The organism is Bacillota bacterium (assembly GCA_013314855.1).
Classification (GTDB): Bacteria; Bacillota; Clostridia; order Acetivibrionales; family DUMC01; genus Ch48.
Map to the genome: position 1 here is coordinate 18350 of JABUEW010000016.1, position 22668 is coordinate 41017.

Annotated in this window: 25 protein-coding genes; all 25 read right to left on the reverse strand. The window is 35.5% G+C overall.

Translation table 11 applies throughout. From position 1 onward, the window contains the following. Window positions 1-3: 3 nt before the first annotated feature. Window positions 4-378, reverse strand: a complete 375-nt coding sequence (locus tag HPY74_04165) for a flagellar biosynthetic protein FliO (protein ID NSW89873.1) — start codon at window positions 376-378, stop codon at window positions 4-6. Window positions 379-412: 34 nt separating this feature from the next. After that, entirely contained in the window at window positions 413-775 is a 363-nt protein-coding gene (locus HPY74_04170; GenBank protein ID NSW89874.1) for a response regulator, read from the reverse strand. A gap of 44 nt (window positions 776-819) precedes the next feature. Continuing rightward, window positions 820-1953, reverse strand: a complete 1134-nt coding sequence (gene fliY, locus HPY74_04175; protein ID NSW89875.1) for a flagellar motor switch phosphatase FliY — start codon at window positions 1951-1953, stop codon at window positions 820-822. A gap of 2 nt (window positions 1954-1955) precedes the next feature. Then, a complete protein-coding gene (gene fliM, locus HPY74_04180) occupies window positions 1956-2942 on the reverse strand; it encodes a flagellar motor switch protein FliM (protein ID NSW89876.1) in 987 nt (328 codons plus the stop codon). 15 nt (window positions 2943-2957) lie between these two features. Further along, window positions 2958-3479 carry a flagellar basal body-associated FliL family protein gene (locus HPY74_04185; protein ID NSW89877.1) on the reverse strand — a complete coding sequence of 174 codons (522 nt, stop codon included), beginning with the start codon at window positions 3477-3479 and terminating at the stop codon, window positions 2958-2960. Between the two features lie 73 nt (window positions 3480-3552). Continuing rightward, on the reverse strand, window positions 3553-3750 hold the full coding sequence (locus HPY74_04190) for a flagellar FlbD family protein (protein NSW89878.1): 198 nt from the start codon (window positions 3748-3750) through the stop codon (window positions 3553-3555). Between the two features lie 141 nt (window positions 3751-3891). Next, window positions 3892-5217, reverse strand: coding sequence for a flagellar hook protein FlgE (locus tag HPY74_04195; protein ID NSW89879.1), 1326 nt, complete (start codon window positions 5215-5217; stop codon window positions 3892-3894). Between the two features lie 116 nt (window positions 5218-5333). Beyond that, the gene (locus HPY74_04200; GenBank protein NSW89880.1) at window positions 5334-5720 is read right to left on the reverse strand and encodes a flagellar biosynthesis protein; all 387 of its coding nucleotides are present in this window, start codon (window positions 5718-5720) and stop codon (window positions 5334-5336) included. 20 nt (window positions 5721-5740) lie between these two features. Beyond that, complete coding sequence (locus HPY74_04205; protein ID NSW89881.1) at window positions 5741-6259, reverse strand: flagellar hook capping protein; 519 nt, start codon at window positions 6257-6259, stop codon at window positions 5741-5743. Between the two features lie 13 nt (window positions 6260-6272). Then, window positions 6273-7715 (reverse strand): flagellar hook-length control protein FliK, encoded by a 1443-nt coding sequence (locus tag HPY74_04210; protein NSW89882.1) that lies wholly within the window; start codon window positions 7713-7715, stop codon window positions 6273-6275. A 41-nt stretch (window positions 7716-7756) separates the two neighbouring features. After that, a complete protein-coding gene (locus HPY74_04215) occupies window positions 7757-8578 on the reverse strand; it encodes a hypothetical protein (protein ID NSW89883.1) in 822 nt (273 codons plus the stop codon). Continuing rightward, entirely contained in the window at window positions 8578-9033 is a 456-nt protein-coding gene (fliJ, locus tag HPY74_04220) for a flagellar export protein FliJ (GenBank protein NSW89884.1), read from the reverse strand. Before fliJ ends, HPY74_04215 begins: the two co-directional genes overlap by 1 nt. Next, the gene (fliI, locus tag HPY74_04225) at window positions 9033-10373 is read right to left on the reverse strand and encodes a flagellar protein export ATPase FliI (GenBank protein ID NSW89885.1); all 1341 of its coding nucleotides are present in this window, start codon (window positions 10371-10373) and stop codon (window positions 9033-9035) included. The genes fliJ and fliI overlap by 1 nt, the downstream gene beginning before the upstream one ends. Next, window positions 10348-11091, reverse strand: a complete 744-nt coding sequence (locus HPY74_04230; protein NSW89886.1) for a hypothetical protein — start codon at window positions 11089-11091, stop codon at window positions 10348-10350. Before HPY74_04230 ends, fliI begins: the two co-directional genes overlap by 26 nt. 67 nt (window positions 11092-11158) lie before the next feature. Then, on the reverse strand, window positions 11159-12181 hold the full coding sequence (fliG, locus tag HPY74_04235; GenBank protein ID NSW89887.1) for a flagellar motor switch protein FliG: 1023 nt from the start codon (window positions 12179-12181) through the stop codon (window positions 11159-11161). 5 nt (window positions 12182-12186) lie between these two features. Then, window positions 12187-13776: a flagellar M-ring protein FliF gene (gene fliF / locus HPY74_04240; GenBank protein ID NSW89888.1), complete on the reverse strand. Its 1590-nt coding sequence runs from the start codon at window positions 13774-13776 to the stop codon at window positions 12187-12189. Between the two features lie 17 nt (window positions 13777-13793). Next, complete coding sequence (gene fliE / locus HPY74_04245; protein ID NSW89889.1) at window positions 13794-14096, reverse strand: flagellar hook-basal body complex protein FliE; 303 nt, start codon at window positions 14094-14096, stop codon at window positions 13794-13796. Window positions 14097-14184: 88 nt separating this feature from the next. Further along, window positions 14185-14634 (reverse strand): flagellar basal body rod protein FlgC, encoded by a 450-nt coding sequence (gene flgC, locus HPY74_04250; GenBank protein ID NSW89890.1) that lies wholly within the window; start codon window positions 14632-14634, stop codon window positions 14185-14187. Window positions 14635-14637: 3 nt separating this feature from the next. Next, window positions 14638-15057, reverse strand: coding sequence for a flagellar basal body rod protein FlgB (flgB, locus tag HPY74_04255; protein NSW89891.1), 420 nt, complete (start codon window positions 15055-15057; stop codon window positions 14638-14640). Window positions 15058-15215: 158 nt separating this feature from the next. Then, complete coding sequence (gene trmFO, locus HPY74_04260; protein NSW89892.1) at window positions 15216-16526, reverse strand: methylenetetrahydrofolate--tRNA-(uracil(54)-C(5))-methyltransferase (FADH(2)-oxidizing) TrmFO; 1311 nt, start codon at window positions 16524-16526, stop codon at window positions 15216-15218. A gap of 37 nt (window positions 16527-16563) precedes the next feature. Next, window positions 16564-18684, reverse strand: a complete 2121-nt coding sequence (gene topA, locus HPY74_04265) for a type I DNA topoisomerase (protein NSW89893.1) — start codon at window positions 18682-18684, stop codon at window positions 16564-16566. Window positions 18685-18809: 125 nt separating this feature from the next. After that, window positions 18810-19937, reverse strand: a complete 1128-nt coding sequence (gene dprA, locus HPY74_04270) for a DNA-protecting protein DprA (GenBank protein ID NSW89894.1) — start codon at window positions 19935-19937, stop codon at window positions 18810-18812. A gap of 111 nt (window positions 19938-20048) precedes the next feature. Next, window positions 20049-20834: an SDR family oxidoreductase gene (locus HPY74_04275; protein ID NSW89895.1), complete on the reverse strand. Its 786-nt coding sequence runs from the start codon at window positions 20832-20834 to the stop codon at window positions 20049-20051. A gap of 25 nt (window positions 20835-20859) precedes the next feature. Next, window positions 20860-21687 (reverse strand): aldolase, encoded by an 828-nt coding sequence (locus HPY74_04280; protein ID NSW89896.1) that lies wholly within the window; start codon window positions 21685-21687, stop codon window positions 20860-20862. 10 nt (window positions 21688-21697) lie between these two features. Continuing rightward, window positions 21698-22666, reverse strand: a complete 969-nt coding sequence (locus HPY74_04285; protein NSW89897.1) for a Gfo/Idh/MocA family oxidoreductase — start codon at window positions 22664-22666, stop codon at window positions 21698-21700. Between the last annotated feature and the right edge of the window lie 2 nt (window positions 22667-22668).

The following is a 22668-nucleotide window of genomic DNA, read 5'->3' on the forward strand; positions in this document are numbered from 1 at the left end:
CCACTATTCCTCTTTATCCTTTTCAACTTCTTTAATTATGTTTCTTATCTTGTTAAGGTTGTATTTAAATATGTTGTTAAAAGTAAAGGTATTTTGTCTATTGTCCATGTTTTCTACATAGTTATCAATGTTTACCCGGCTAAGAAGTTCAATGCCCTTTCCTGAAGAGGATATAAGCATAAAATCATTCCCTACTTTAATAAGATGAAGGTATCTATCCTTCCCAAGGGCTACAGTTTCAATTATGTTCAGGTATTTACCCTTTGCTATTTTCCCAGCTTTGCTTGCAAGATATCTGGTTGTAATATATGCAAGAAAAAGTATTGAGGAAAATATTAAGACAATCCCCAACACGTAAAAAATATCAAAATCCTTCATGCTACTATCTCCACTATAATACTTTGATTTATTTTTAACCTAAGATTCTTTTAACAGCATCCACAACTCTATCTGCCTGGAAGGGCTTTACAATAAAATCCCTGGCCCCAGCTTGAATGGATTCAATAACCATTGCCTGCTGTCCCATAGCAGAACACATAATTATCTTTGCATTACCATCAATGCTTTTTATTTCTTTTACTGCTCGAATACCGTCAACTTCAGGCATTGTTATATCCATTATTACTAAATCAGGTAATAGTTCTTTGTATTTTTCCACGGCACGTGCACCATTTTCAGCCTCGCCCACAACTTCATATCCGTTTTTTACCAGGATATCCTTTATCATCATTCTCATAAATGCAGCATCGTCGACAATCAAAATCTTTTTACCCACTATAATATCCTCCCTTGTTATGTTTATATTGCGATCTTAAATTATTAAAACCTTTTTGAAGGATGTACAATATCGGTTATTCTAACGCCAAAGCTATCGTCTATAACAACCACTTCACCTTTCGCAATTCTTTTCCCATTCACAAGTATATCAACAGGGTCACCTGCCAGCTTGTCCAGCTCAATAATTGTTCCATAACTAAACTCTAATATTTCTTTAATTAACTTTTGTGTCTTTCCAAGCTCTACTGTTACCTCCAGTGGTATATCCATAACTAAACTGATATTATGTTTTTCAGTCGGTTTACTCTCCTCTTCAAAAGGGAGAAAGTGTACAGGCTGCACATTTACCTGCTCTCTTTCTTTTTGAGACAAACTATGCTTCTTCTCTTGCGCCTGGTGAATGTTATCCCTATTTTCGCTTTCAGTTTTACCGGCATGAGCAGTACTTTGATCACTAGTGCTTATTTCACTTCTAACGTTAATGTCAAGGAGATTATTAACCAGCCTTTTTGCAAATTCTATTGGTAATAATTGCATAATTTCACTATCAATCAAACTTTCCACTACCATTCTAAACGAAACCTTAACAACTTTTTCATAGCTATTAAAATCTTCATAAGTTTTAGATGAATCAAATTTAATAATAAATACCTTTGGTGTAGAAATTTCAATTCTTTTTTGAAACATGGACGACATTGATGTTGCAGCTGAACCTATCATTTGGTTCATAGCTTCACTTATAGCACTAAGGTGCAAATCTGTTAATTCCCCTTTGCTGATAGTGCCATCGCCTCCCATCATTAAATCAGTTATTATTTTCACATCCTCTTCTTTTAATATAAGAAGGTTTGTACCTTCAAGTCCTTTCGTATACTCTACCCTTACAGCAATATAGGGTAGGGGATGTTCTTTAGCCAATTGTTCCCATGTTGTTACAGTTACTTTAGGAGTAGTTATCAATATCTTATGCCCTAGCAAAGTAAATAAAGTTGTAGCGGAGGTACCTATAGATATATTTCCTATTTCACCTAATGCATCGATTTCTTCTTCTGAAAGCTCTAATTTATTATCTGACTCTTCTGTATTGTTTGAATCATTTTCTGTATCATTTTCTGTATTTATTGCTATGCCTTTTAGTAAAGCATCTATTTCAGCCTGTGATAACGAATTTCCCAAAACTATTCATCCTCCTTTCCAATTACAGATGTAATTTTTACAGATACTCTATTTTTTCTTATACCAGGTTTACCGCGGAATTTATGCAGATCACCAACTAATATATCCAAGTCGGAACTGACCTCTGTATCAAGAGGCAGGACATCACCAACCTGAAGTTCCACCAAATCTCCTACAGTTATGCTTGTCCTTCCAAGGATAACTGTTATCGGTACTTTAGTTCTTTCTACGCCGGATACAATGATCTCTTTAAATTTACTGTCAGTTTGTCTTTCTACACTTGAAAACCAGTATCTGGTACTTAACTTGGATATAATAGGTTCAACTGTTATATATGGGATGCAAATGTTTATCATACCTTCCACACCTGATATTTTTGCGTTAAATGTTATCAGCGCAACAATTTCATTCGGTGCTATCAGCTGTGCAAACTGAGTGCTTGTTTCAACTCTTTCCAACACAGGTTTAACGGGTATGACATCTTTCCATGGTTCTCTCATAATGCTTAACATTTGAATAACAATCCGTTCCATTATTGCAATTTCAATTTCAGTAAAATCTCTTTTCTTCTCGCTCATTATACCTTTCCCGCCCAATACACGGTCAATAAGAGCAAAAGCAATATTTGGAGACATTTCAAATATTACATTACCTTCTAAAGGTGAAAAATTAACTACGGCCAATATTACAGGATTAGATATTGAACTAATAAAATCAGTATAGGCCAGGGATTCTACTTCAATAACATCAATTTGCGTTAAAGTCCTAAGGTATGCTGTTAGAAAATTCGTTACCAACCTTGCATAGTTTTCATGAATACTTCTTAATGCCTTTAAATGTTCTTTTGAAAACTTGCTTGGCCTTCTAAAATCGTGACTTCTGATTTTTCTTTCATTAGCTGCCGTCTTTATTTCCTGTATACTAAATTCCCCTCCATTTAAGTCCTTTAAAAGTTCATCAATTTCATTTTGTGATAAGATATCACCCAACTTGCCTTTCCCCCCTTATTGATAAAACCAATCATAGAAAACAACTTCGTAGATTATCTCATTATAAATTTTCTCGTTGGAATTTAGCAAATCATTTATCATTTTTTTCAAGTCTTCTTTAGCTTTTTTCTTAAACTCTATATCTTTTACCTGTTCTAAGGTTTTATCCTGAAAATATGTACCTATTAATTCTTTTATTTCGCTATCAAAAAAAGATATTTTCTCTTCACAGTTTTTTATACCCCTAACCCTTTTAAAATAAACCATGTCTATGCCTACACGAATTACTGATGTTTTCGTACTCATACTATTTCCGTTTTTTAAAACAAAAAACTGACTGTCGTCAAATAGTTTTTTATGTTCAATTTCATTATCAGAAGGTCTTCTTATTTCATTGGAATCGGCATCCTTCAAAGTTTCAGTATTATTTTGCACAGCACCGCGAAAAACAAGTATATATCCTGCCAGCATTGCTACAGAAATTGTCAACATTGCAATAATTATTAAAAGTGCAATAAAACCTCCCTTATTAGCCAAGTTAATGCCCCCTCAATACTCATAACAAAACTCAACAAATATCTTCTATTTAACCATAATATAAGAAAATTTGTCAAATTTCCTTCTGTATATTAAAAATTTTACTTTTATATTTTACCACTTTTTCTACAACTTCTTCAATAGTTTCCTTTACAATATATTTTCTTCCACTAGTAGTGGATATTGTTGTATCAGGCTTTTCTTCAATAGTTTCAATAAGTTCGCAATTCAATATAAATGGTGTACTGTCTAATTTTGTCAACTCAATCATAATACATACCTCACTACTTTTTCGCCAAATTAATAGTTTCTTTTGGCAACTATGAGTTAGAAGTGGAACATGAGATGTAAGATACAGAATATATTTCTTGTTTCTTACTTCCCACTTCCAACTTCTAACCTCACACTAATTCTATCTCTTCATGTTTACCATTTCCTGCAGCATTTCGTCAACAGTTGTCAGTATTCGGGTATTAGCCTGGAAACCTCTTTGAGTCACAATCATCTCTGTGAACTCTTTTGCCAAATCAACATTTGACATTTCCAAAACCCCAGGGTTTAGTATACCTGCACTTGCTGTGCCTGGTTTCACTGCCCTTTTAAAATCCCCGGAATTTGGAGTAGGGATATACATATTGTCTCCTACCCGTTGAAGTCCTGCCGGATTATCAAAATTTGCCAGTCCTATAAGGCCTAAAGGCTGTTGTTTCCCATTACTGTATATCCCCATAATTATGCCGTCAGACCCAATACTGAAAGAAGTAAGACTTCCTGAAGGATAACCATCAACGATTACAGGCTTGACGGAATTCTCAGAACCGGCATACATTGTAATATCTGTAAAGTCTAATACTACATCAAAACTTTTTGACCCAATACTGTCATTAGGTATTAAGGTTATAGTAGAAGTAACCCTCGCTTGATTATCGGCTTTAACAATTTTTCCATCTGCATTAAACTGTATTGTTCCTGAAGCTTCGGATGATAGTCCTCCGCTTGTTACTTTCCATTCCCAGGTTGTAATTCCTCCTGTAGCTGCTGTTTTTCTGAATTCAACATTTATTTCATATTCGATACCCAGGGAATCATATACAATTATTGGTACAATTAGTTGAGCAGCTTCATCTTCATTAGGGTCAAAAATCGGAGTAGTTGCATCTAAATTCCCCGATAATTTTGCATTTTCCGTAGCTTTTGCAGCAACTATCCTCTTATTGCCATTATAATTATCTGCATACAGATTTATCGGCTCAACAGGTTTATTTGTCTCAAACACATAATTGCCGTCCACATCCGCTTTTCCTCCATAATCAAGCCAGCCATACACATTCAAGCCACCCGCTGTTACTAAATTGCCAAGTTCGTCATATGTAAAGTTACCAGCCCTTGTAAACTTGAAAGTATCAGCATGTGAACCCTTTACTATAAAGAATCCTTCCCCGTCTATATAAAGGTCAGTGGGGTTGTCAGTCCTTTGTAAACCTCCTCTTGTCGTAATTGTATCTATTGCACCCACATTTATTCCCAATCCTATTTGCATTGGATTGGTTCCACCTCTTCCTAAAGCTGGATCCGGAGCACTTGCACCTTTCAGGGTTTGATTGAATATTTCCTGAAATGTAACTCTACTTGCTCTAAAACCAATTGTATTGACATTAGCAATATTATTACCTATTACATCCATTTTTGCCTGATGGGCTCTTAAACCGGATACACTTGCATACATAGACCTCATCATAATTTATTGACCTCCTTTAGAATCCTATTCCTTCCGTCATTCCAGAATAGACAGCCCCCTTTAAAAGGTCCGGCTGTTTGATATTTATGCTTTTGCTTTTGCTTTTTAATTTTTAATTAAACTATAACTGCTCCATCGATATTTGTAAAAACATTCTCCTTTAATTCATTTTTACTTGCTGCAGTTATTACCATTCTGTTCTCGATATTGACTACAAATGCCACGTCATCCATAAGTATAAGAGAATCTCTCACTCCTTTCGCTCCTGCCTTATCTACACCTTCTATAATTCTGTCCATCTGCAGTGAAGATAAGTTTATGTTTCTTGACTGTAACCTGAATTCAGCATGTTTTGAAAACTTAAGCTTTTCTTCTTTAATTCTTTCGTTCAGTATTTCATTAAATCCGGTATTTGCCTTACGAGGTATTTTTTTGTCAATAAGAGGCCTATTATTTGTCGCTACTTTATAGCTATTGTTTACACGCTCATTTCCTATCACCATAATTACACCTCCTCAACCTCTCAGCTTTCCGACAGTGATTCTTCTTCTGACGATAATTTTTCCTCAGTATTGCTGCTTGCTAGCTCATCCAGTTTTTCTAATATCTGGTTTAAAAGGTATTCTTCAAAGCTTACTTTATCTGAATGCTCTACATTAGTAATTTTATCAATAGGGATATCTCTCCCGTTAACAACAACACTTATTTCGCTGCCGCTTATTGTAACACTTTCGACTTCTCCTGTCACGACATTTAACTCTCCGGTTTCATCATCAGTTATTTCAGCAGTAACCTGAGTACCAATTAAGCTGAATGCCTTAATTGAAGAAATACCACTATTTAAGTTATACATTTGTTCCAATGCACTAAACTGGGCCATTTGAGCAATAAACTCTTTATCCTCTACAGGGTTCAAGGGGTCTTGATATTTTAGCTGAGTAACAAGAAGATTAAGAAAATCCTCTTTACCCAATTCACGTTTAGTATTTCTATTAATATCACTTGTATACTGACTAACATTTTGCACAGAATATACTTCCATAACATCACTCCTTTCATGCTGTTAGGTTAATGGTACTGTAAGGCCAATTGTAAGCAAACATTTCTTCAACATACCCCAGTTTCCCAGTATGGTAAACTTCCGGTTCCGTACTTTTTGAAGCCTTGCTTCTTTTTACTCCCGTAATAAACCTCTCTTCACCCTGTTTATCATAGGGACTGCTTTCACTTTCACTGTCCTTTACAGATACACTAAGGTCATGTACAATCAAGCCCTGTTTTTCCAATGAATCTTTCAGCATTTGAAAATTAGATTCAATTATCTCTTTTACCTTATAATTTTCTGTTAAAATTTTTGCCGTTACATAATTATTTTCTGTTACTACTTTTAATACAACTTTTCCAAGGCTATCGGGCTTCAAATTTATAACAATTTCAGATTGTTTATCTGTTATCAAAACTTTTGCTTTATTTGCTATACTAAAGACTATTTCTTTCCTGAGTATCTCGCCTTGTGTCACATCTTTCCGGACAGAAAAAGTATCGGTTGGGTCATTGACATCCTCTCTTAAAATATTGCCGTAAAGCAAATTAAAATCTTCCTGTGTCTCCTGTGTGCCGTTTTTCATTTTTTCAGCATATCTAAATCCGGAATTCACCTTTTGAGTTTCATGGCGATTTACATATTTGCCGAGCGCAACTTCCGTGCTGCTGAATCTTTCAGTCTTTCCTTCAGTCTTTAGACCCAAGGCGTCCTTTTCGTTTTCCGGTATTTCGTCATTTTTATTCTTTGATTTATCCTCTGAATCTGTAGGCTCTTTTACAATGTACTCTTCTCTCAACGTTTCTCCCTGGATATTTAAACATTCTTCCCGGATTTTCAAATCATTCAATCCGGATTTTTCAGAAGTGCCTGATAGCCCTATTTTTTGAGCATATTCATCCATTTTAAATTTGACTCTCTGAAGCCATGCGTTAATGTTATCATCAAGGAAAACTCGAGCAGTATTAATATCATCCATCTTAATACCAATAAGACTTTCAATATTTTCCAATAAACTCTCCCAGGCTTCTCTCCTCCTTAGCAAACCCTCAGGATTATCAATAAATTCCTGTACCATCTCCTTCAGAAGCTCAATTTTCTTTATATCCGCCTTTTCATCCAAGGTGTCCATTTTATCCACATTTTGGACAAAATTCATTACTGCCGCAAGAAAATTTAAAAGAGTTTCTTTAACATTTCCTTTAACATGTTTTTCTTCATCAAGTTCTTTCTGTGAAGTAATCTTATGTTCCGGAAAAAGAAACTTCTTTTCTTTTGTATCAGTATTATCGATAAATTTGTTCTTCATTTCCTTCTCTTTATTTTCAATCCCGGATTTGCCGGCAATGGTTTCAAACACCTCTGCAAATGAACCATCCCAGGCCATTTTAGTATTGGGTTGAAATACTTGTGTACCATTTAAGTTGCCTACAGGCATGTAACTTGTAGTAAACATTTTATCACCCCCTTTCAAGTAAAATTTATTCCCTTAAAATTTTATTCTGTTTTAATAAAACTTTCTGCCATTTTTTCAGTAATTTTTGATGCAAAACCCGGTTCCATTTCGCCAAGTATAGCCGATGCATTTTCTTTTTTCATTCCAAGAAGTATTTTTACAATAATTTCTATCCTTTGTTCCCCCATCTCATTTAATATCCTTGCTGCAGAAGATTCATCCATATTTTCATATATCTGTATGAAACCCTTCATATCCATATCCGACTTTTCTTCAAGTAATATTTCTTTATAAATTTCCTCCGCAGTATCCCGGTCTATTGTTTCAAAATACTTTTTAAAACCTTCCTTGTCCCCTTTAGCTGCCAATTTTTGCAGTTCTGCCCTGTCTTCCTCTATTTTTCTCTTTTCTTCCATCAACTTGCTTTCTTCCTTTTCCCTTTCTAATACAACCTTTTCATAACCCTCCTTGTAAATCTCCAGTTCACTTATAAGTCTGTTGGCATCTTCCAATTCTTTCAGCAATTTATCTCTTTCTTCTTTGATTTTTTTATACTTATTCCTTATTTCTGCATCAGTCAAATATTCCGGATCGTCCGGATCAGGAGGTTTAGGCAAAGCCCACTTCAAAAGCGGCATGTTTTGTATTTCTTTTCTGTATTTTTCTCCGATACCATAAATATTATTGTGCACCACAAAGTAAAATGCCCCCACTAAAATACCGCTCATTATTACTATTGCTACAATAAATGCAAGAAACCCAAACATAAAGTTGTTTAGTTTGCCGTTCTTTTCAATTACTACATCCTCTGAACTTTTAACATTGGTTGCTTCCTGCTTTTGTTGCCTTGTCTTTCTATCCATTACCCTTCTCCCACCAAATTTAGATTCTGTCTGTAACTTACTATTTCATCAACCATTTTTTGTTCTTCTCTTAACATTTCTTTTTCAAAAGCTACTAATTTGTTAATCTTTAATTTTTCAAGCATTTTTCTTTCTTGTGACATTTTAATTAACTCACTACGTATTTTATCGACATTTTTCACAATAACATTTATGTTTAACTTTTGTGCTTCTATCTTTCTCTCTAATTTGAAAATATAACTATTATATTCCTTGATCTTACTTATAGGAGTCCCACAACTAAGCAGTGTTTTATAGTTACTTATTTGTTTTTGGTTTTCCTCAACCAGCAAATTAAGTTTTTTGTTTTCAATATCAAGTCTTTTAAGTTCTGTTGCAAGTTTTATTTTAATCAAATCTTCTCTCTGAATTTTAATATTTAATAGCTGTTCCAATCGAAATTTAAACTTCGCCATCAATCCAACACCCTACACATTAAATTCAATACTTCATCAAAAGCGTAATTTTCATATGTTTCTTGTCTTAAAAAATCATTTATTTTGTCTATTATATTAACAGCATAGTCTATTTTTTCATTGCTTCCCTTAACATAAGCACCAATATTTATAAGGTCCTCTGCATTTTTGTAAATTGCCATAATTTTCTTTATTTCTCCTGCCATTTTTTTATGTTCTTCTGTTATTATATCCGGCATTACCCTACTTACACTGGACAGTATGTCAATAGCAGGATAATGATTTCTATTAGCCAAATCCCTTGATAAAACTATATGGCCGTCTAGTATTCCTCTTACTGTGTCTGTCACAGGTTCTGTAAGGTCATCTCCATCCACCAATACAGCATAAAGACCTGTAATTGAACCTTTTTCAGATGTACCTGCCCTTTCCAGTAGTTTAGGCAATACACTAAATACAGAAGGAGTATATCCTTTTGATACCGGTGGTTCTCCAATCGCAAGGCCAACTTCCCTTTGAGCCATTGCAAAACGGGTTAAAGAGTCCATCATCAATAATACATGCAATCCTTTATCCCTAAAATATTCAGCTATGGAAGTAGCAAGAAAAGCACCTTTAATCCTGATTAATGCAGGCTGATCCGATGTGGCAACTACAACAACAGACCTCTTCAACCCCTCCTCACCAAGGTCCTTTTCGATAAACTCCCTTATTTCTCTGCCTCTTTCTCCAATAAGTGCTATTACATTTACATCTGCTTTAGTGTTCCTGGCAATCATACCTATTAACGTACTTTTACCAACTCCACTGCCGGCAAAAATACCTATCCTCTGCCCTTTTCCCACTGTTAACAATCCATCTATGGCTTTCACTCCTAAAGGCATTGGTTCGGTAATTCTTGTCCTTCTCAAAGGATTAGGAGGAAAATTGCTTACGGGATAGTATTCACCTTTCTCAATGATTTTTCTACCGTCTATAGAGTTTCCGAGGCCATCAATAACCCTTCCCACAAGGTGTTTCCCCACATTTACTTGAACAGTTCTGCCTTCCGAGATGACCAAACTTCCAGGGCCCACCCCTTGCATATCACCGAAAGGCATTAAAAACACTTTGTTTTCTTTAAAGCCAACAACCTCTGCATATATTTCCTTTCCATCTTTTCCGGTAAATATACGGCAAAGTTCGCCTATATTTGCTTTAGGCCCTTTTGATTCGATAGTCAGTCCTATTACTCTTGTAACCCTTCCCTTGTATACTACTAGCTTCATTTCATCCAATATATTTTTATATTTCTGTAGATCAATATAAGCCAATCTAACTTTCCTCCCTAGTATACGCATGTAAATTCTGACTGCTCATATCCTGGAAATTGTATAATTCTCTGAAAGCGTTTTCAATTTTATTTAACTTTACTTGCATACTGGTTTCAACACATCCGTAAGGTGTTTCAGCAATACAGTCTCCTTCCTTCAGAGAGGGGTCTTTTTTTATTTCCAGGTTTTCTACATCTTCAAGTATTGAATCAATCTCATCTTTTTCTTTCATAATAAAGTCATATTCATAAGGCGACAACCTCAACACAATATCATTTTTATAAGAACAGTTATCAATTGCTTCCCTCACAAGGTTAAAAATAATTTCCCTGTTTTGGGATATTTCTGTTTGTAAAACCTTTCTTGCAATGTTAAGTATGATTTCAACAATGTCAGCTTCAGCACTCTCAAGTATCCTTTTATATTCCTTAATTGCTTCCTCCCTAATAGATTTTGCTTCTGCAATTAAACTTTCATATTGCATTTTTGCTTCATTGTATCCATCATCGTAACCTTTAGACTTTGCTTCTTCAATTTCTTTTTTGCCTTTTTTTGCGTCTTCTCTGGATTTTTCCAAAATCCTCCGAGCTTCAGCTTCAGCTTCTTTTATAATAATATTTGCTTCTCTTTGTGCTTGCTGAACTATCTCCTCAATATTAAGGGAATTTTCATAATGGACACTTCTTTCTTCCATTACAAAAGTATTAGCACTATAAACGTCAGCACTCTTATCATAATTTTCCACTATATCTCCAGGTATCTTAACCCTAAAAGGTGTCCCCATGCATACCTTATAATTTTTTATTACTTTATTAGATAACAATCTCATCCCCTCCACCTCTCGATATTACAATCTCCCCTGCATCTTCAAGTTTTCGTATTACATTTACAATATTTTGCTGGGCCTCTTCAACATCCCTCAGTCTTACAGGACCCATAAACTCCATATCTTCTCTTATTATCTCAGCCATGCGTTTAGACATGTTTGCAAATATGACCTTCTGGACATCTTCACCAGCACCTTTTAATGCAATTGCCAGTTGATTATTGTCAATCTCACGAATGAACCTTTGAATTGAACGGTTGTCAAGAGTAAGTATATCTTCAAATACAAACATCCTCTTCTTTATTTCTTCTGCCAATTCTACATCCTTCATTTCCAGAGTTTCCATAATGTATTTTTCAGTTCCCCTGTCTACATTATTAAGTATATCTACTATTGCTTGAATACCTCCTGCTAAAGTATAGTCTTCTAATACAAGGGAGGATAAATTCTTCTCCAATATTCTTTCAACTTCTTTTATCACTTCCGGAGATGTCCTATCCATAATAGCAATCCTACGTGCCACATCAGCTTGTATTTCCTGTGGGAGAGCAGATAGTACAGCTGCTGCTTGCTGAGGTCTAAGATAAGCTAATACCAATGCAATAACCTGGGGATGTTCTTTTTGAAGAAAATTAAACAACTGTGAAGGGTCAGCTTTTCTCACAAAGTCAAAAGGCCTGACCTGCAAAGATGCAGTAAGCCTATTAATTATTTCTAAAGCCTTCTGGTCACCTATGGCCTTTTCCAATATTTCTTTAGCATATTCAATTCCGCCTTCTGCAATGTATTCTTGGGCAAGACATATTTGATAAAACTCTTCCAGCACTTTTTCTTTTTCCTCCGGTGATACGAACCGTATATTGGCAATTTCCAGTGTAAGCTGTTCTATTTCGTCTTCTTTTAAATGCTTAAAAATTTCGGAAGATCTTTCAGGACCAAGAGAAATTAATAGCATAGCAGCCTTTTCCTTTCCGGAACGTTCTCTGGATGTTCCTCGGACCATATCCATACCTCCTAAGTATCCCAATCCTCAGAAAGCCAGCTTCGTAATAGTTGTGCTACTGCTTCCGGTTTATCATTTATAAGTTTATCGATTTGTTTTATAATTTCCGACTTTTCTTCAAGCTCAATCTCCTTTATAGGTTTCTTATCATATTCAGGTTCCATAAATCCCGATAAAGAAGCTGCCGTTTCCATTGTTGCTACCTCCATATCTTCTGTACGTTTTCTTGCAACAAGAATAGAAAACAACATTCCCAGCGTCATTAACAGCATTATCATAAACAACCCATAATCGCTTATGATTTCTTTTATTATGTCTGCAGTCTTCTTTTGTACTGACTCAGGTGGTGCAAGTTTATATTTATTAACAGAAATATTCTCTACTGGAATACCTGTTGCTGCGCTTGCTGCAATTTTTATTTGATTTATCAAATCTTCTGAAAGCTTGCTTTCATCCTGGACACGTTTTCCATACCATAGGGAAATTGCCATAGTAGACTTTTCAGGCACCATATATCCAATTGCCTTTTCTTGTTCTTGCAAAGTTTCATCATATGCAAAATTCTGCCTTTTTTCTCTTAAGTCATAAGTAGAATTTTCTCCACTTCCCAATAAATAGGATGGAGAAGTTGTTTCTCCTGGATTAGTATCGGTCCCCGGTACTCCTCTATTTGCAATATTCTCAGACTTTTCCGTCTTTTCTTCACTGCTGATAACAGCACCACCATCCATGCCGGAAGGATTAGTAATAATTTTTGACTGGGTTTTTAATTTATCAAAATCTAAGAAGGGATTTGCTACCACTCTCAATGTATCAAAATTATCAAACTGTCCTACACTAAAGTAGTTATAAACCTTTTCCTCCAATTCCCTAGCTTTTTTCGATCGCATCTCTTCCTGATTATTTGCTGTGGAAATTATACTATCCTGTATATAATTGTTAAGTACATTAAGATTGTTATCAACAACAGTAACATTCTTTGGGTCTAGTTTTTCTACACTTTTTGAAACCATCATAACTATGCCTTCAACTTGTTCCTGGGTGAGCTGTGTTTTAGGTTTTACCATAACATATGCTGTGGGCAAGTATTCCTTCTTATCCGAAGTTAAAAACACCGACTGTTCAGGCAAAGCTAAACTTACTTCAGCATATTCAATGTTATCGTGTGCCATAAGTTTTTTGGCTATGTCGTCTGCCTGCTGCTGTTTCCAAATATGCCTTTTATCACTCTCTGTCGTTGTAATGCCTATCATTTTAATGGCGTCCTCAAAAGTCATGCCGCCTTTAGGGTAACCTTTCTGGGCCAATACCATTTGAGCTTTGCTATTATCTTTCAGATTAACTATTATGCTTGTACCATTGTCTTTAACATCATGCCATATATTATTCTCTGTAAGCACAGCACTCATTTCCCCTATTTCTTTCTGGCTTAAATTACTGACCAGGGTAGTATATGAAGGCCTTGTTAAAGCAATGGTACCAATTGTAACAGTCAATATAACTATACCGGAAGTTATGTAAATACGAGTCTTTTGAGACTTATCAAGGCTTTGCCAGAATTCTTTTAACTGTTTTACCCACTTAGTCAATATTTCAGGCATATTCTCATTACACCATCCTAAATTTGCATTCTCATAATCTCATTATAAGCATCAAGAATTTTATTTCTTACTTGCAATGTAAATTGAAGAGCAATATCCGCCTTTTCAATTGCTATGAGCACTTTATGTATATCCTCTATTTGCCCTGCTGCAAACTCATCACTAATATTTTCAGCTTCTAGAATCATGTTATTTGTTTTTGCTAATGCCTCGCTTAAAAACCCGGCAAAAGTTTTAGTATCTTCCCCTTTGCTATCGGCATTTACCGTTTTTAAAAATACAGTATTTGATATTGCATTACTAATACTGTTAGTATTCATAATAATATTCCCTTCTTTTTTGATTTATTATTGATTTACTATTGATAATATAACCTTATATTTTGAGTTATCTATACATTCAACTAACCTATTTCCCTATTTCTAAGGCTTTTAAAGCCATACTCTTTGTGGTATTAATGGATGCAACATTCGCTTCATAAGCGCGGGATGCAGATATCATATTTATCATTTCCGTAACTATATCAATATTGGGCATTTCAACATAACCTTCTTCATTCGCGTCAGGATGTCCCGGGTCATATACTCTCTTAAATGGCGAGGGATCCTCTATGATACGAGCTACTCTTACACCATTAGCAATTCCCAAATATTTTTTTTTGCTGCTTTCGGTTAAGAATTGAGAAAAAGGCTTGTTATTTTGTCTTTCTTCAAAAACAACAACCTTTCTCCTATATGGAATGCCTCTTTCAGTTCTTGTAGTATTTATATTTGCAATATTTTGTGCAATTACATCCATTCTTAATCTTTGCGCAGATAATCCTGATGCCGCAGCATCTAAAGCTTCAAAACAACTCACCTATCATCTTCTCCCTTCATTAATAATTGATTTTATTCTTCTTAAACTTGCATTTACACTTTGGACAAGAACATTATACTTTATTGTGTTTTTAGCCATGGAAGCCATTTCGTTATCTATATCCACATTATTTCCGTCAAGTCTTGAACTTAAATTTTTGTTGTCTGTCAACACTTCAATATTAATATTATCAATATTACCTGAACTGCCTATATCAATATGCATTTCATGAGTCTTAAAACCTTTGAACCCACCTTTTGAATATCTGTTCAACATTTCTTCAAATTTCACTGTTTTTCTTTTATAACCGGGAGTGTCTACATTTGCAATATTCTGAGATATCGTTTTATTTCTTAGCCATACTGCGTCAAGTGCTTTTTCAGCTAATTTTGTACTGTTAAATATATTATTTAACAATCTCATCACCCCTTCACAATTTGACAGCAACGTTATGTTGCTTTTTACAAATATGTAAAATAATACATATTGATATATAAATATTAACATAATATTGAAAAAATTACAACATTATTTTTAAATTTTTGTCCGAATTTTATCCATAATCCTATGATTCTACATTTTTATTCGACATTTTTCTTAATTTGTTGAATGGTTTCTAATGCACGATGGGCAATTTTGAGATTTCTTTCCCTTTTATTTTTGATTGTATAGTCCAAACCCTGAATAATTCCGAAATTGATATTCATCGGTTGAAAATTCTTAATGTTTTTATCGGATATGTAATTACTTAATGCTCCAATTGCGGTTGTAGGAGGAAATATTATCTTATTCTTCCCTTTAAACATCAAAGCTGCATTTATACCTGCAATTAAGCCGGAAGATGCGGATTCTACATAACCTTCCACACCTGTAATTTGTCCGGCAAAAAATATATTAGGCTTACTTCTTAAACTATATGTTGCATCTAAAAGCTTTGGTGAGTTTATAAAAGTATTCTTATGCATTACCCCGTATCTTACGAATTCAGCTTTTTCAAGACCAGGAATTAAACTAAAGACTCTTTTTTGCTCAGGCCACTTTAACCTGGTCTGGAATCCCACTAAATTGTATAATGTACCTTCTGCATTATCCTGCCTCAATTGAACAACTGCATATGGCTCTTCGTTATTTAGAGGGTTTACAAGACCTACAGGTTTTAATGGTCCAAAACGCAAAGTATCAATTCCTCTTTTAGCCATACTTTCAATAGGCATACACCCTTCGAACAAAACACCCTTTTCAAAATCTTTTATCTCTGCCACTTCTGAATTTACCAGTTCATTCCAGAATAAGGTGTACTGTTTCTTATCCATGGGGCAGTTAATATAATCCTCTGAATTTTTATCATAACGTGAAGCTCTAAAAGTTTTTTCAATATCTATGGATTCATAAGTTACAATTGGAGAAGCTGCATCAAAAAAATACAGGTAGTTCTCCCCAATTATATTTGCCAAATATTGGGATAAGGCTTGTGATGTTAATGGCCCTGTAGCTATTATAGTAATTTCATTATCAGGTATGGATGTTACCTCTTTGTTTATAACTGTAATATTTTTATCCTGTTTAATAATGTCTGTCACTGATTGGGAAAATTTTATCCTATCTACTGCCAATGCTCCACCGGCAGGTATCCTTGTAGAATCTGCACACTTAATTATTAATGAATCCAACAACCTCATTTCCTGCTTCAATAACCCCAGAGCATTTTCTATTTTGGTAGAACCTAAGGAATTACTGCATACCAGCTCGCTAAATGTTTCAAGATGATGAGCAGGAGTGTAGGCGCTAGGTTTCATTTCAAAAAGTCGCACTTTAATTCCTCGTTTTGATAATTGCCATGCAGCTTCACATCCGGCTAAACCTGCACCGATAACATTTATATAATCTACCAAAATACCCACCTCAACAGTAGATTATTATCAGCATTTCTTACATACTTTTTCTTTTTTCTTTGGTAATTTCTTTTGTAAAATTACACTTATTATTACTACATACAGCTTGCAGTTTTGAAGACACACGTTTTTCTACCATAAAACTTCCGCACTTAGGGCAATTCTCTTCATATGGTTTATTCCATATCATAAACTTGCACTCGGGATAATTCTCACATCCATAATATTTCTTGCCCCTTTTAGTCTTTTTCACTAATAATCTGCCCTTACATTCGGGGCATAATACTCCTGCTTCTTCTACTATGGGCTTCGTATTCTTACATTCCGGGAATCCGGGACAAGCAAGGAATTTTCCATACCTTCCCGATTTTACAACCATATTTTTTCCACATTTTTCACATATAACGTCTGTCTCTTCATCAGGCACTTCAATATGACCTATTTTAACTTCAGCCTCTTTTAACAAATGTTCGAAATCCTCATAAAATTCCCTTACAATTTCTACCCACTTTTTTTTACCCTCTTCAATACTATCCAGTTGTGCTTCCATTAATGCGGTAAACTGAACATCTACGATTTCCTTAAAGTGTATTTTCATTAAATCCGTAACAATTTTCCCTAATTCTGTGGGGACCAGGAATTTCCCATCCCTTACCACATAACCCCTCGAAATTATTGTAGTGATAATAGGAGCATAAGTACTTGGACGTCCTATTCCTTTTTCTTCAAGAGCTTTTACCAATGTGGCTTCGGTATATCGTTGAGGCGGTTGTGTAAAATGTTGCTGTGGCATTAGCTTCTTTAAAGACAAAACCTCTCCTTCTATCAACTCAGGTAAATCAATATTATTTTCTTCTGCTTCGTCCTCTTTGCCGTTATTATCTTCTTGTTCTTCCTGATATATTTTGTTATATCCATCAAATTTAAGGTGCGAACCTGAAGCTTTAAAAATATAACTTGAAACTGCTACATCAACATTTAGAGTATCATATATTGCCTGTGTCATTTGACTTGCAATAAACCTTTCCCAGATTAGTTTATATAATCTGTATTGGTCCCTATTTAAGGAATCTTTTATCATATCTGGTTCCATCCATACATTTGTAGGACGGATAGCCTCATGAGCATCTTGTGCTGATGATTTGCTCTTAAATATCCTTGGCGCATCAGGGAGGTATTCCTTACCAAATTTATTTTCAATAAAACTTCTTACTTCTCCTAATGCTTCATTGGAAATTCTCGTAGAATCAGTACGCATATATGTTATCAATCCGATGGAACCTTCCCCTTTTATTTCAACTCCTTCGTATAGTTGTTGGGCCACCATCATTGTGCGTTTTGTAGTAAAACCTAGTTTTCGTGATGCTTCCTGCTGTAATGTACTGGTTATAAATGGGGGTGAAGGATTCTTTTTTCTTTCCCCTTTTTTAATCTTTTTTACAAAAAACTCTTTCCCCTGTAAATTTCTCAAGATATTGTCCGCATTTTCCTTGCTTTTTAAGTCAATCTTCTCTTTATCAGTACCATAGAATTTAGCCTTAAATGTAGCTTTGCTGTCCTTTTTGGCAAGAGTTGCAGTAATCGTCCAGTATTCTTCCGGTATAAAATTTTCTATTTCTTCCTCTCTGTCAGTAATGAGCCTTACAGCAACAGATTGTACCCTTCCTGCGCTTAAACCCTTTCGTACCTTTTCCCATAGAATTGGGCTAATCTTGTATCCTACTATCCTATCTAATACCCGTCTTGCCTGTTGGGCATCAACCAGGTTCATATTTATCTCTCTTGGAGATTTTATTGCATTTAAGACAGCATTTTTCGTTATTTCGTTAAACGTAATCCTTAATTTAGATTTTTCATCTAAATCCAATAAATTTGCTAGATGCCAGGAAATAGCCTCTCCTTCCCTGTCCGGGTCTGTTGCAAGGAAGACAGACTCTGCTCCTTTGGCTTCTTTCTTAAGTTTTGAAATCACTTCTCCTTTACCGCGGATAGGTATATACTTGGGTTCAAAATTGTTTTCTATATCTATACCCATCTGGCTTTTAGGCAAATCCCTTATATGGCCTAAGGAAGCCTCAACTTTGTAGTTCTTTCCTAAAAATTTGCTTATGCTTTTAACCTTTCCAGGAGATTCAACAATAATGAGTTTATAAGGCATTTTATTCCTCCATATTGAAAATTTATTCTATGTGTTTCTTACGAAAACATTATAACCACATATAGATATATTAGTCAAACATGAATTTGTGATAGCAGCTCTGAAATTTTATTTGTAATAATTGCCTAATATTGATTTCTTAGTTTAAATATTTTGCCCTGCATCTGCTCAACAATTCCTTTTAATTCGAGCATTGTTAATACGGAATTTATGTATTTTATGCTATATCCCGTCATATTAACTAAAAAATCAATATGCATAGGTTCATACATAAGGCATTCTACTATGCGCCTTTCTTCATTATTAAGACCTTTATAATTTATTTGGTCATGCAATCCATAACTTTTGTCATTGCCTTTTGTCCTTTTTGATGCTGTATTATTTACAATATTATATATTTCCAGTTCTTCCAAAATATCTTCAATGCATGTAGTAAGTTTTGCCCCTTCTTTTATTAACTTATTGGTACCTCTACTGTTAATGCGGTTAATATCGCCAGGCAATGCAAAAACTTCTCGTCCCTGTTCAAGGGCAAAATTAGCAGTTATTAAAGAACCGCTGTTTTCAGCAGCCTCCACAACTACTACTCCCAAGGATAGTCCACTAATTATGCGATTTCTAGCAGGAAAATTTTTAGGCAGAGGAGCAGTTCCGGGTAAATATTCCGAAATGACTGCTCCATTTTCAATAATGTCTTCCATTAGAGTTTTATTCTGCGGAGGATATACGATATCATGCCCGCATCCCAGTACTGCAATGGTCCTTCCTTTTGCCCTTAAAGCACCCTTATGGGCACTTGAATCTATACCTCTTGCCATACCGCTTACAATTGTTATTCCCAGGCTTGCAAGCTGGTATGCCAGTTCTTCTCCAGCCTCAAAACCATATGATGTAGCTTTTCTTGAGCCTACAAGAGCAATTGATTTTTCATTTTGTATTAACACACCTTTTACATATAAAACTACAGGAGGATCATATATGTTTTTTAAATAAAAGGGATATATTTCATCTTTTATCGTAATTACTTCAATTCCCAATTCAGCAATACTCTTCATGTATGTTGAAATTTGAGTTTTATGTTTTTCATCAATAATCTGTCCTATAGAAACCTCTGTAAGGAACTGTAATTTCCTCAGCTCTTCTTCCGATGCTTCCCAGATATTTTTGGGGTCTTTAAAATAATCTAATAACTTAAGACGGTTTATTGGAGAAACCTTATCCAATGAACTTAACCATACCCAATATTTTTTCACAAAACTTCACCTCGTAAAAAATGGTATAAGCAGATTTATATCCAACTTTTTTATACAATCTACTTATACCATTTTTTTTATAATTTTACAATATATATTATTTTTTAACAGCTACTTTGCAGTATATCCCCCATCTACAGGTATATTTGCTCCTGTAATATACAAGGAAGCATCGGAGGCCAGAAAAACAATAATACCCTTAAGGTCGGTTTCATTGGCCATCCTGCCTAATAGTGTTCTGTCGCTATAACGCTTGACAAATATTTCTTCATGTTTGCTTGTTTGGAATCCTCCAGGGCTTACACAATTACATCTTACATTCCTAGAGCCGTAGTAACTGGCTACAAACCTGGTAAAATTAATCATTCCTCCTTTGTGGAAGAAGTAATCGGGTGCAAAACCGTCCCAACCAAGCCCTTCATACAAAGTTCTGTCAGGACCTACCATACCCTGCATAGAACCGATGTTTATAATTGATCCACCGCCCTGTTGGGCCATAACATCTCCAAAAGCCCTGGTAATTATAAACAGTCCTGTTGCGTTTATCTTCATACTTTCTGCAAAGGTTGAAGCATCCGAATACCATCCATTCTTCATTGGCCTGGCAACTGCATTATTGACCAGGATATCAACACGGTTACTTCTTTTAAGTACTTCATCCCTTAATGCAAGTATGGACTTTTCATCCCCTAAATCCACTTTTAGAGCCTGCACATTGTAACCTCCATTTCTGAGAGTTCCTGCCACCTTTTCAAGTTCCTCCACATTCCGAGAGGCAATGTAGGTATCTGCTCCCGCTTCAGCAACAGCAGATACAATTTGTCTTCCATAAAGTCCTGCACCACCGGTTACAACAGCAACTTTTCCCTTTAAAGAAAAACTCTCAAGTACATTCATTTTATTTTCCCCCATATTTCTTGTTTCAATATATGCTATTGTCTTTTTTAGTAATAATTGATGTACTGGTTATTCTAGCAAAAGCATTGGCGATATCGCGGCAATATTGGCTTAATCCTACAACATCCGCCCCAACATTAATGAAAGTGTAACCTATATCAATCAGCTCCTCAAGGTTTCCTATCCCGCCTACAGTACCTGCAAACTTCCCATGGGCAAGAGCAGTTTCAGCAATTTTCTTTCTAGCCCGTTTTATTTCCGGATGGTCCCATTGGCCTAGTTTGCCAATTCCATGACTAAAATCACCAGGCCCGAAAAACAGGACGTCAATACCTTCCAAAGAAGCAATTTCATCAAGTTCATCAAGAGGCTCAGGGTCTTCTATCTGTACCATTACAAATCTTTGATCATTTGCCTGTTTCGCATATTCTACCAAATCCAGGTTACAATAAGCCCCATCGGAACACCCGCCATCAATAGGACGCCTTCCTATTGGGTGAAAACGGGTCATCATTACAACTTTTTTTGCATCCTCATAACTCATTATATGGGGTACCATTATACCCGTAGCATCCATTTCAAGGGGTTTAACATGGTCACTATAGCTGCCCCTGGATACCCTTACCATTAAATCCACATCCCATGCTTTTGCAGCCAGGATTTGTTTTTCAATGATGCCCCAGTCATTGGGTACATGTTCCATATCAGTCCATATACAGTCAAATCCCATCATAGATGCAATTTCAACTACTCTTGAGTCTGCGATATTCACTTTAAAACAACTTGCTATCTTTCCTGTACGAAGCTTCTGTAAAACTCTACTTCTTCTCATATTAAAATTATTCTGCTCCATAAAGACACCTTCACTCTAATAAAATTTCATCCAGCTTAACTTCCCGGCCACCCTCTTCACGGCTCCTGATACCCGCAATTATTATCTTCATAAGTTCCTGGGTCTCTGAAAAGGGATATGGCCTTATGCCTGTTTGCAAATATTGAATAAATGCTTCCATCTGAGTTTTAAAAGCATAAAAAGTATCGGATGAAGCTGCCCCTATTCGCCCTGCCGTACCGTATATTTGAAGAACTCCAAAGGCACCATACATATCGTTTATGGCTATAACCATAACGTCAGCTCCGGTTTTATGTTTTAAATGAACTATATTTCTCTCTTTATCTCCAATATTCCTTGCAGATAAAAACCCAGGTCCAATAATGGGATATATTCCCTCAACCGCGTGTATCCCATACCTTTCCCATGTTTTTGGAGTTGTTATACTTGCATACCTTATTTCTCCTATGTCCCATGTAGAGATTCCATATGGCATAAATTCCTTGGTATATCTCATACTGCTTGAAGACATTATAGGCGCTCCGTCTTTTACCCATTTAGTAAAGACCTTCAAATCTTCCTCATTGTCCACCATAGGCTTATCCACAAAAATAGGGAGGCCGGCTTCTACAAAAGGTCTGCACCTTTCCACATGCTCATATCCCTTATCTGTAGGAATTATAACCGCATCTACCTCACCTATAACATCTTCTGGTTTTTTGACTACATTTGGGATTAAGGAGGCTTTAGCAACTTTTACCGCATCTTCTGGGTCATCGGTCCAAATATGCGTAACCTTCGCTCCGGGTATTTGAAGTGTTTCTTTGGGTTGTCTTCCAAGATATTGTGGTATTACCGGATAAGGGCATTTAGCCATTTCTTCAGGGTTATAACCATTAAATATGGCACTCCAAGAATACGGGTGACCATTTCCGTCTACCATTCCCACCATGGCCAGATTAATTTCCGGTTTATTAACAAGTGGTTTAATATTATCCATAC

Coding starts and splice junctions, on each gene's coding strand:
- HPY74_04275 (NSW89895.1), bottom strand. CDS start 20,834: ATGAATGTACTTGAGAGTTTTTCTTTAAAGGGAAAAGTTGCTGTTGTA.
- HPY74_04190 (NSW89878.1), bottom strand. CDS start 3,750: ATGATTGAGTTGACAAAATTAGACAGTACACCATTTATATTGAATTGC.
- topA (NSW89893.1), bottom strand. CDS start 18,684: ATGCCTTATAAACTCATTATTGTTGAATCTCCTGGAAAGGTTAAAAGC.
- fliG (NSW89887.1), bottom strand. CDS start 12,181: ATGGATATGGTCCGAGGAACATCCAGAGAACGTTCCGGAAAGGAAAAG.
- fliF (NSW89888.1), bottom strand. CDS start 13,776: ATGCCTGAAATATTGACTAAGTGGGTAAAACAGTTAAAAGAATTCTGG.
- fliI (NSW89885.1), bottom strand. CDS start 10,373: ATGCGTATACTAGGGAGGAAAGTTAGATTGGCTTATATTGATCTACAG.
- flgB (NSW89891.1), bottom strand. CDS start 15,057: ATGAGATTGTTAAATAATATATTTAACAGTACAAAATTAGCTGAAAAA.
- HPY74_04205 (NSW89881.1), bottom strand. CDS start 6,259: ATGGAAGTATATTCTGTGCAAAATGTTAGTCAGTATACAAGTGATATT.
- HPY74_04165 (NSW89873.1), bottom strand. CDS start 378: ATGAAGGATTTTGATATTTTTTACGTGTTGGGGATTGTCTTAATATTT.
- HPY74_04210 (NSW89882.1), bottom strand. CDS start 7,715: ATGTTTACTACAAGTTACATGCCTGTAGGCAACTTAAATGGTACACAA.
- HPY74_04285 (NSW89897.1), bottom strand. CDS start 22,666: ATGGATAATATTAAACCACTTGTTAATAAACCGGAAATTAATCTGGCC.
- HPY74_04280 (NSW89896.1), bottom strand. CDS start 21,687: ATGGAGCAGAATAATTTTAATATGAGAAGAAGTAGAGTTTTACAGAAG.
- fliJ (NSW89884.1), bottom strand. CDS start 9,033: ATGGCGAAGTTTAAATTTCGATTGGAACAGCTATTAAATATTAAAATT.
- HPY74_04195 (NSW89879.1), bottom strand. CDS start 5,217: ATGATGAGGTCTATGTATGCAAGTGTATCCGGTTTAAGAGCCCATCAG.
- fliE (NSW89889.1), bottom strand. CDS start 14,096: ATGAATACTAACAGTATTAGTAATGCAATATCAAATACTGTATTTTTA.
- HPY74_04215 (NSW89883.1), bottom strand. CDS start 8,578: ATGGATAGAAAGACAAGGCAACAAAAGCAGGAAGCAACCAATGTTAAA.
- HPY74_04200 (NSW89880.1), bottom strand. CDS start 5,720: ATGGTGATAGGAAATGAGCGTGTAAACAATAGCTATAAAGTAGCGACA.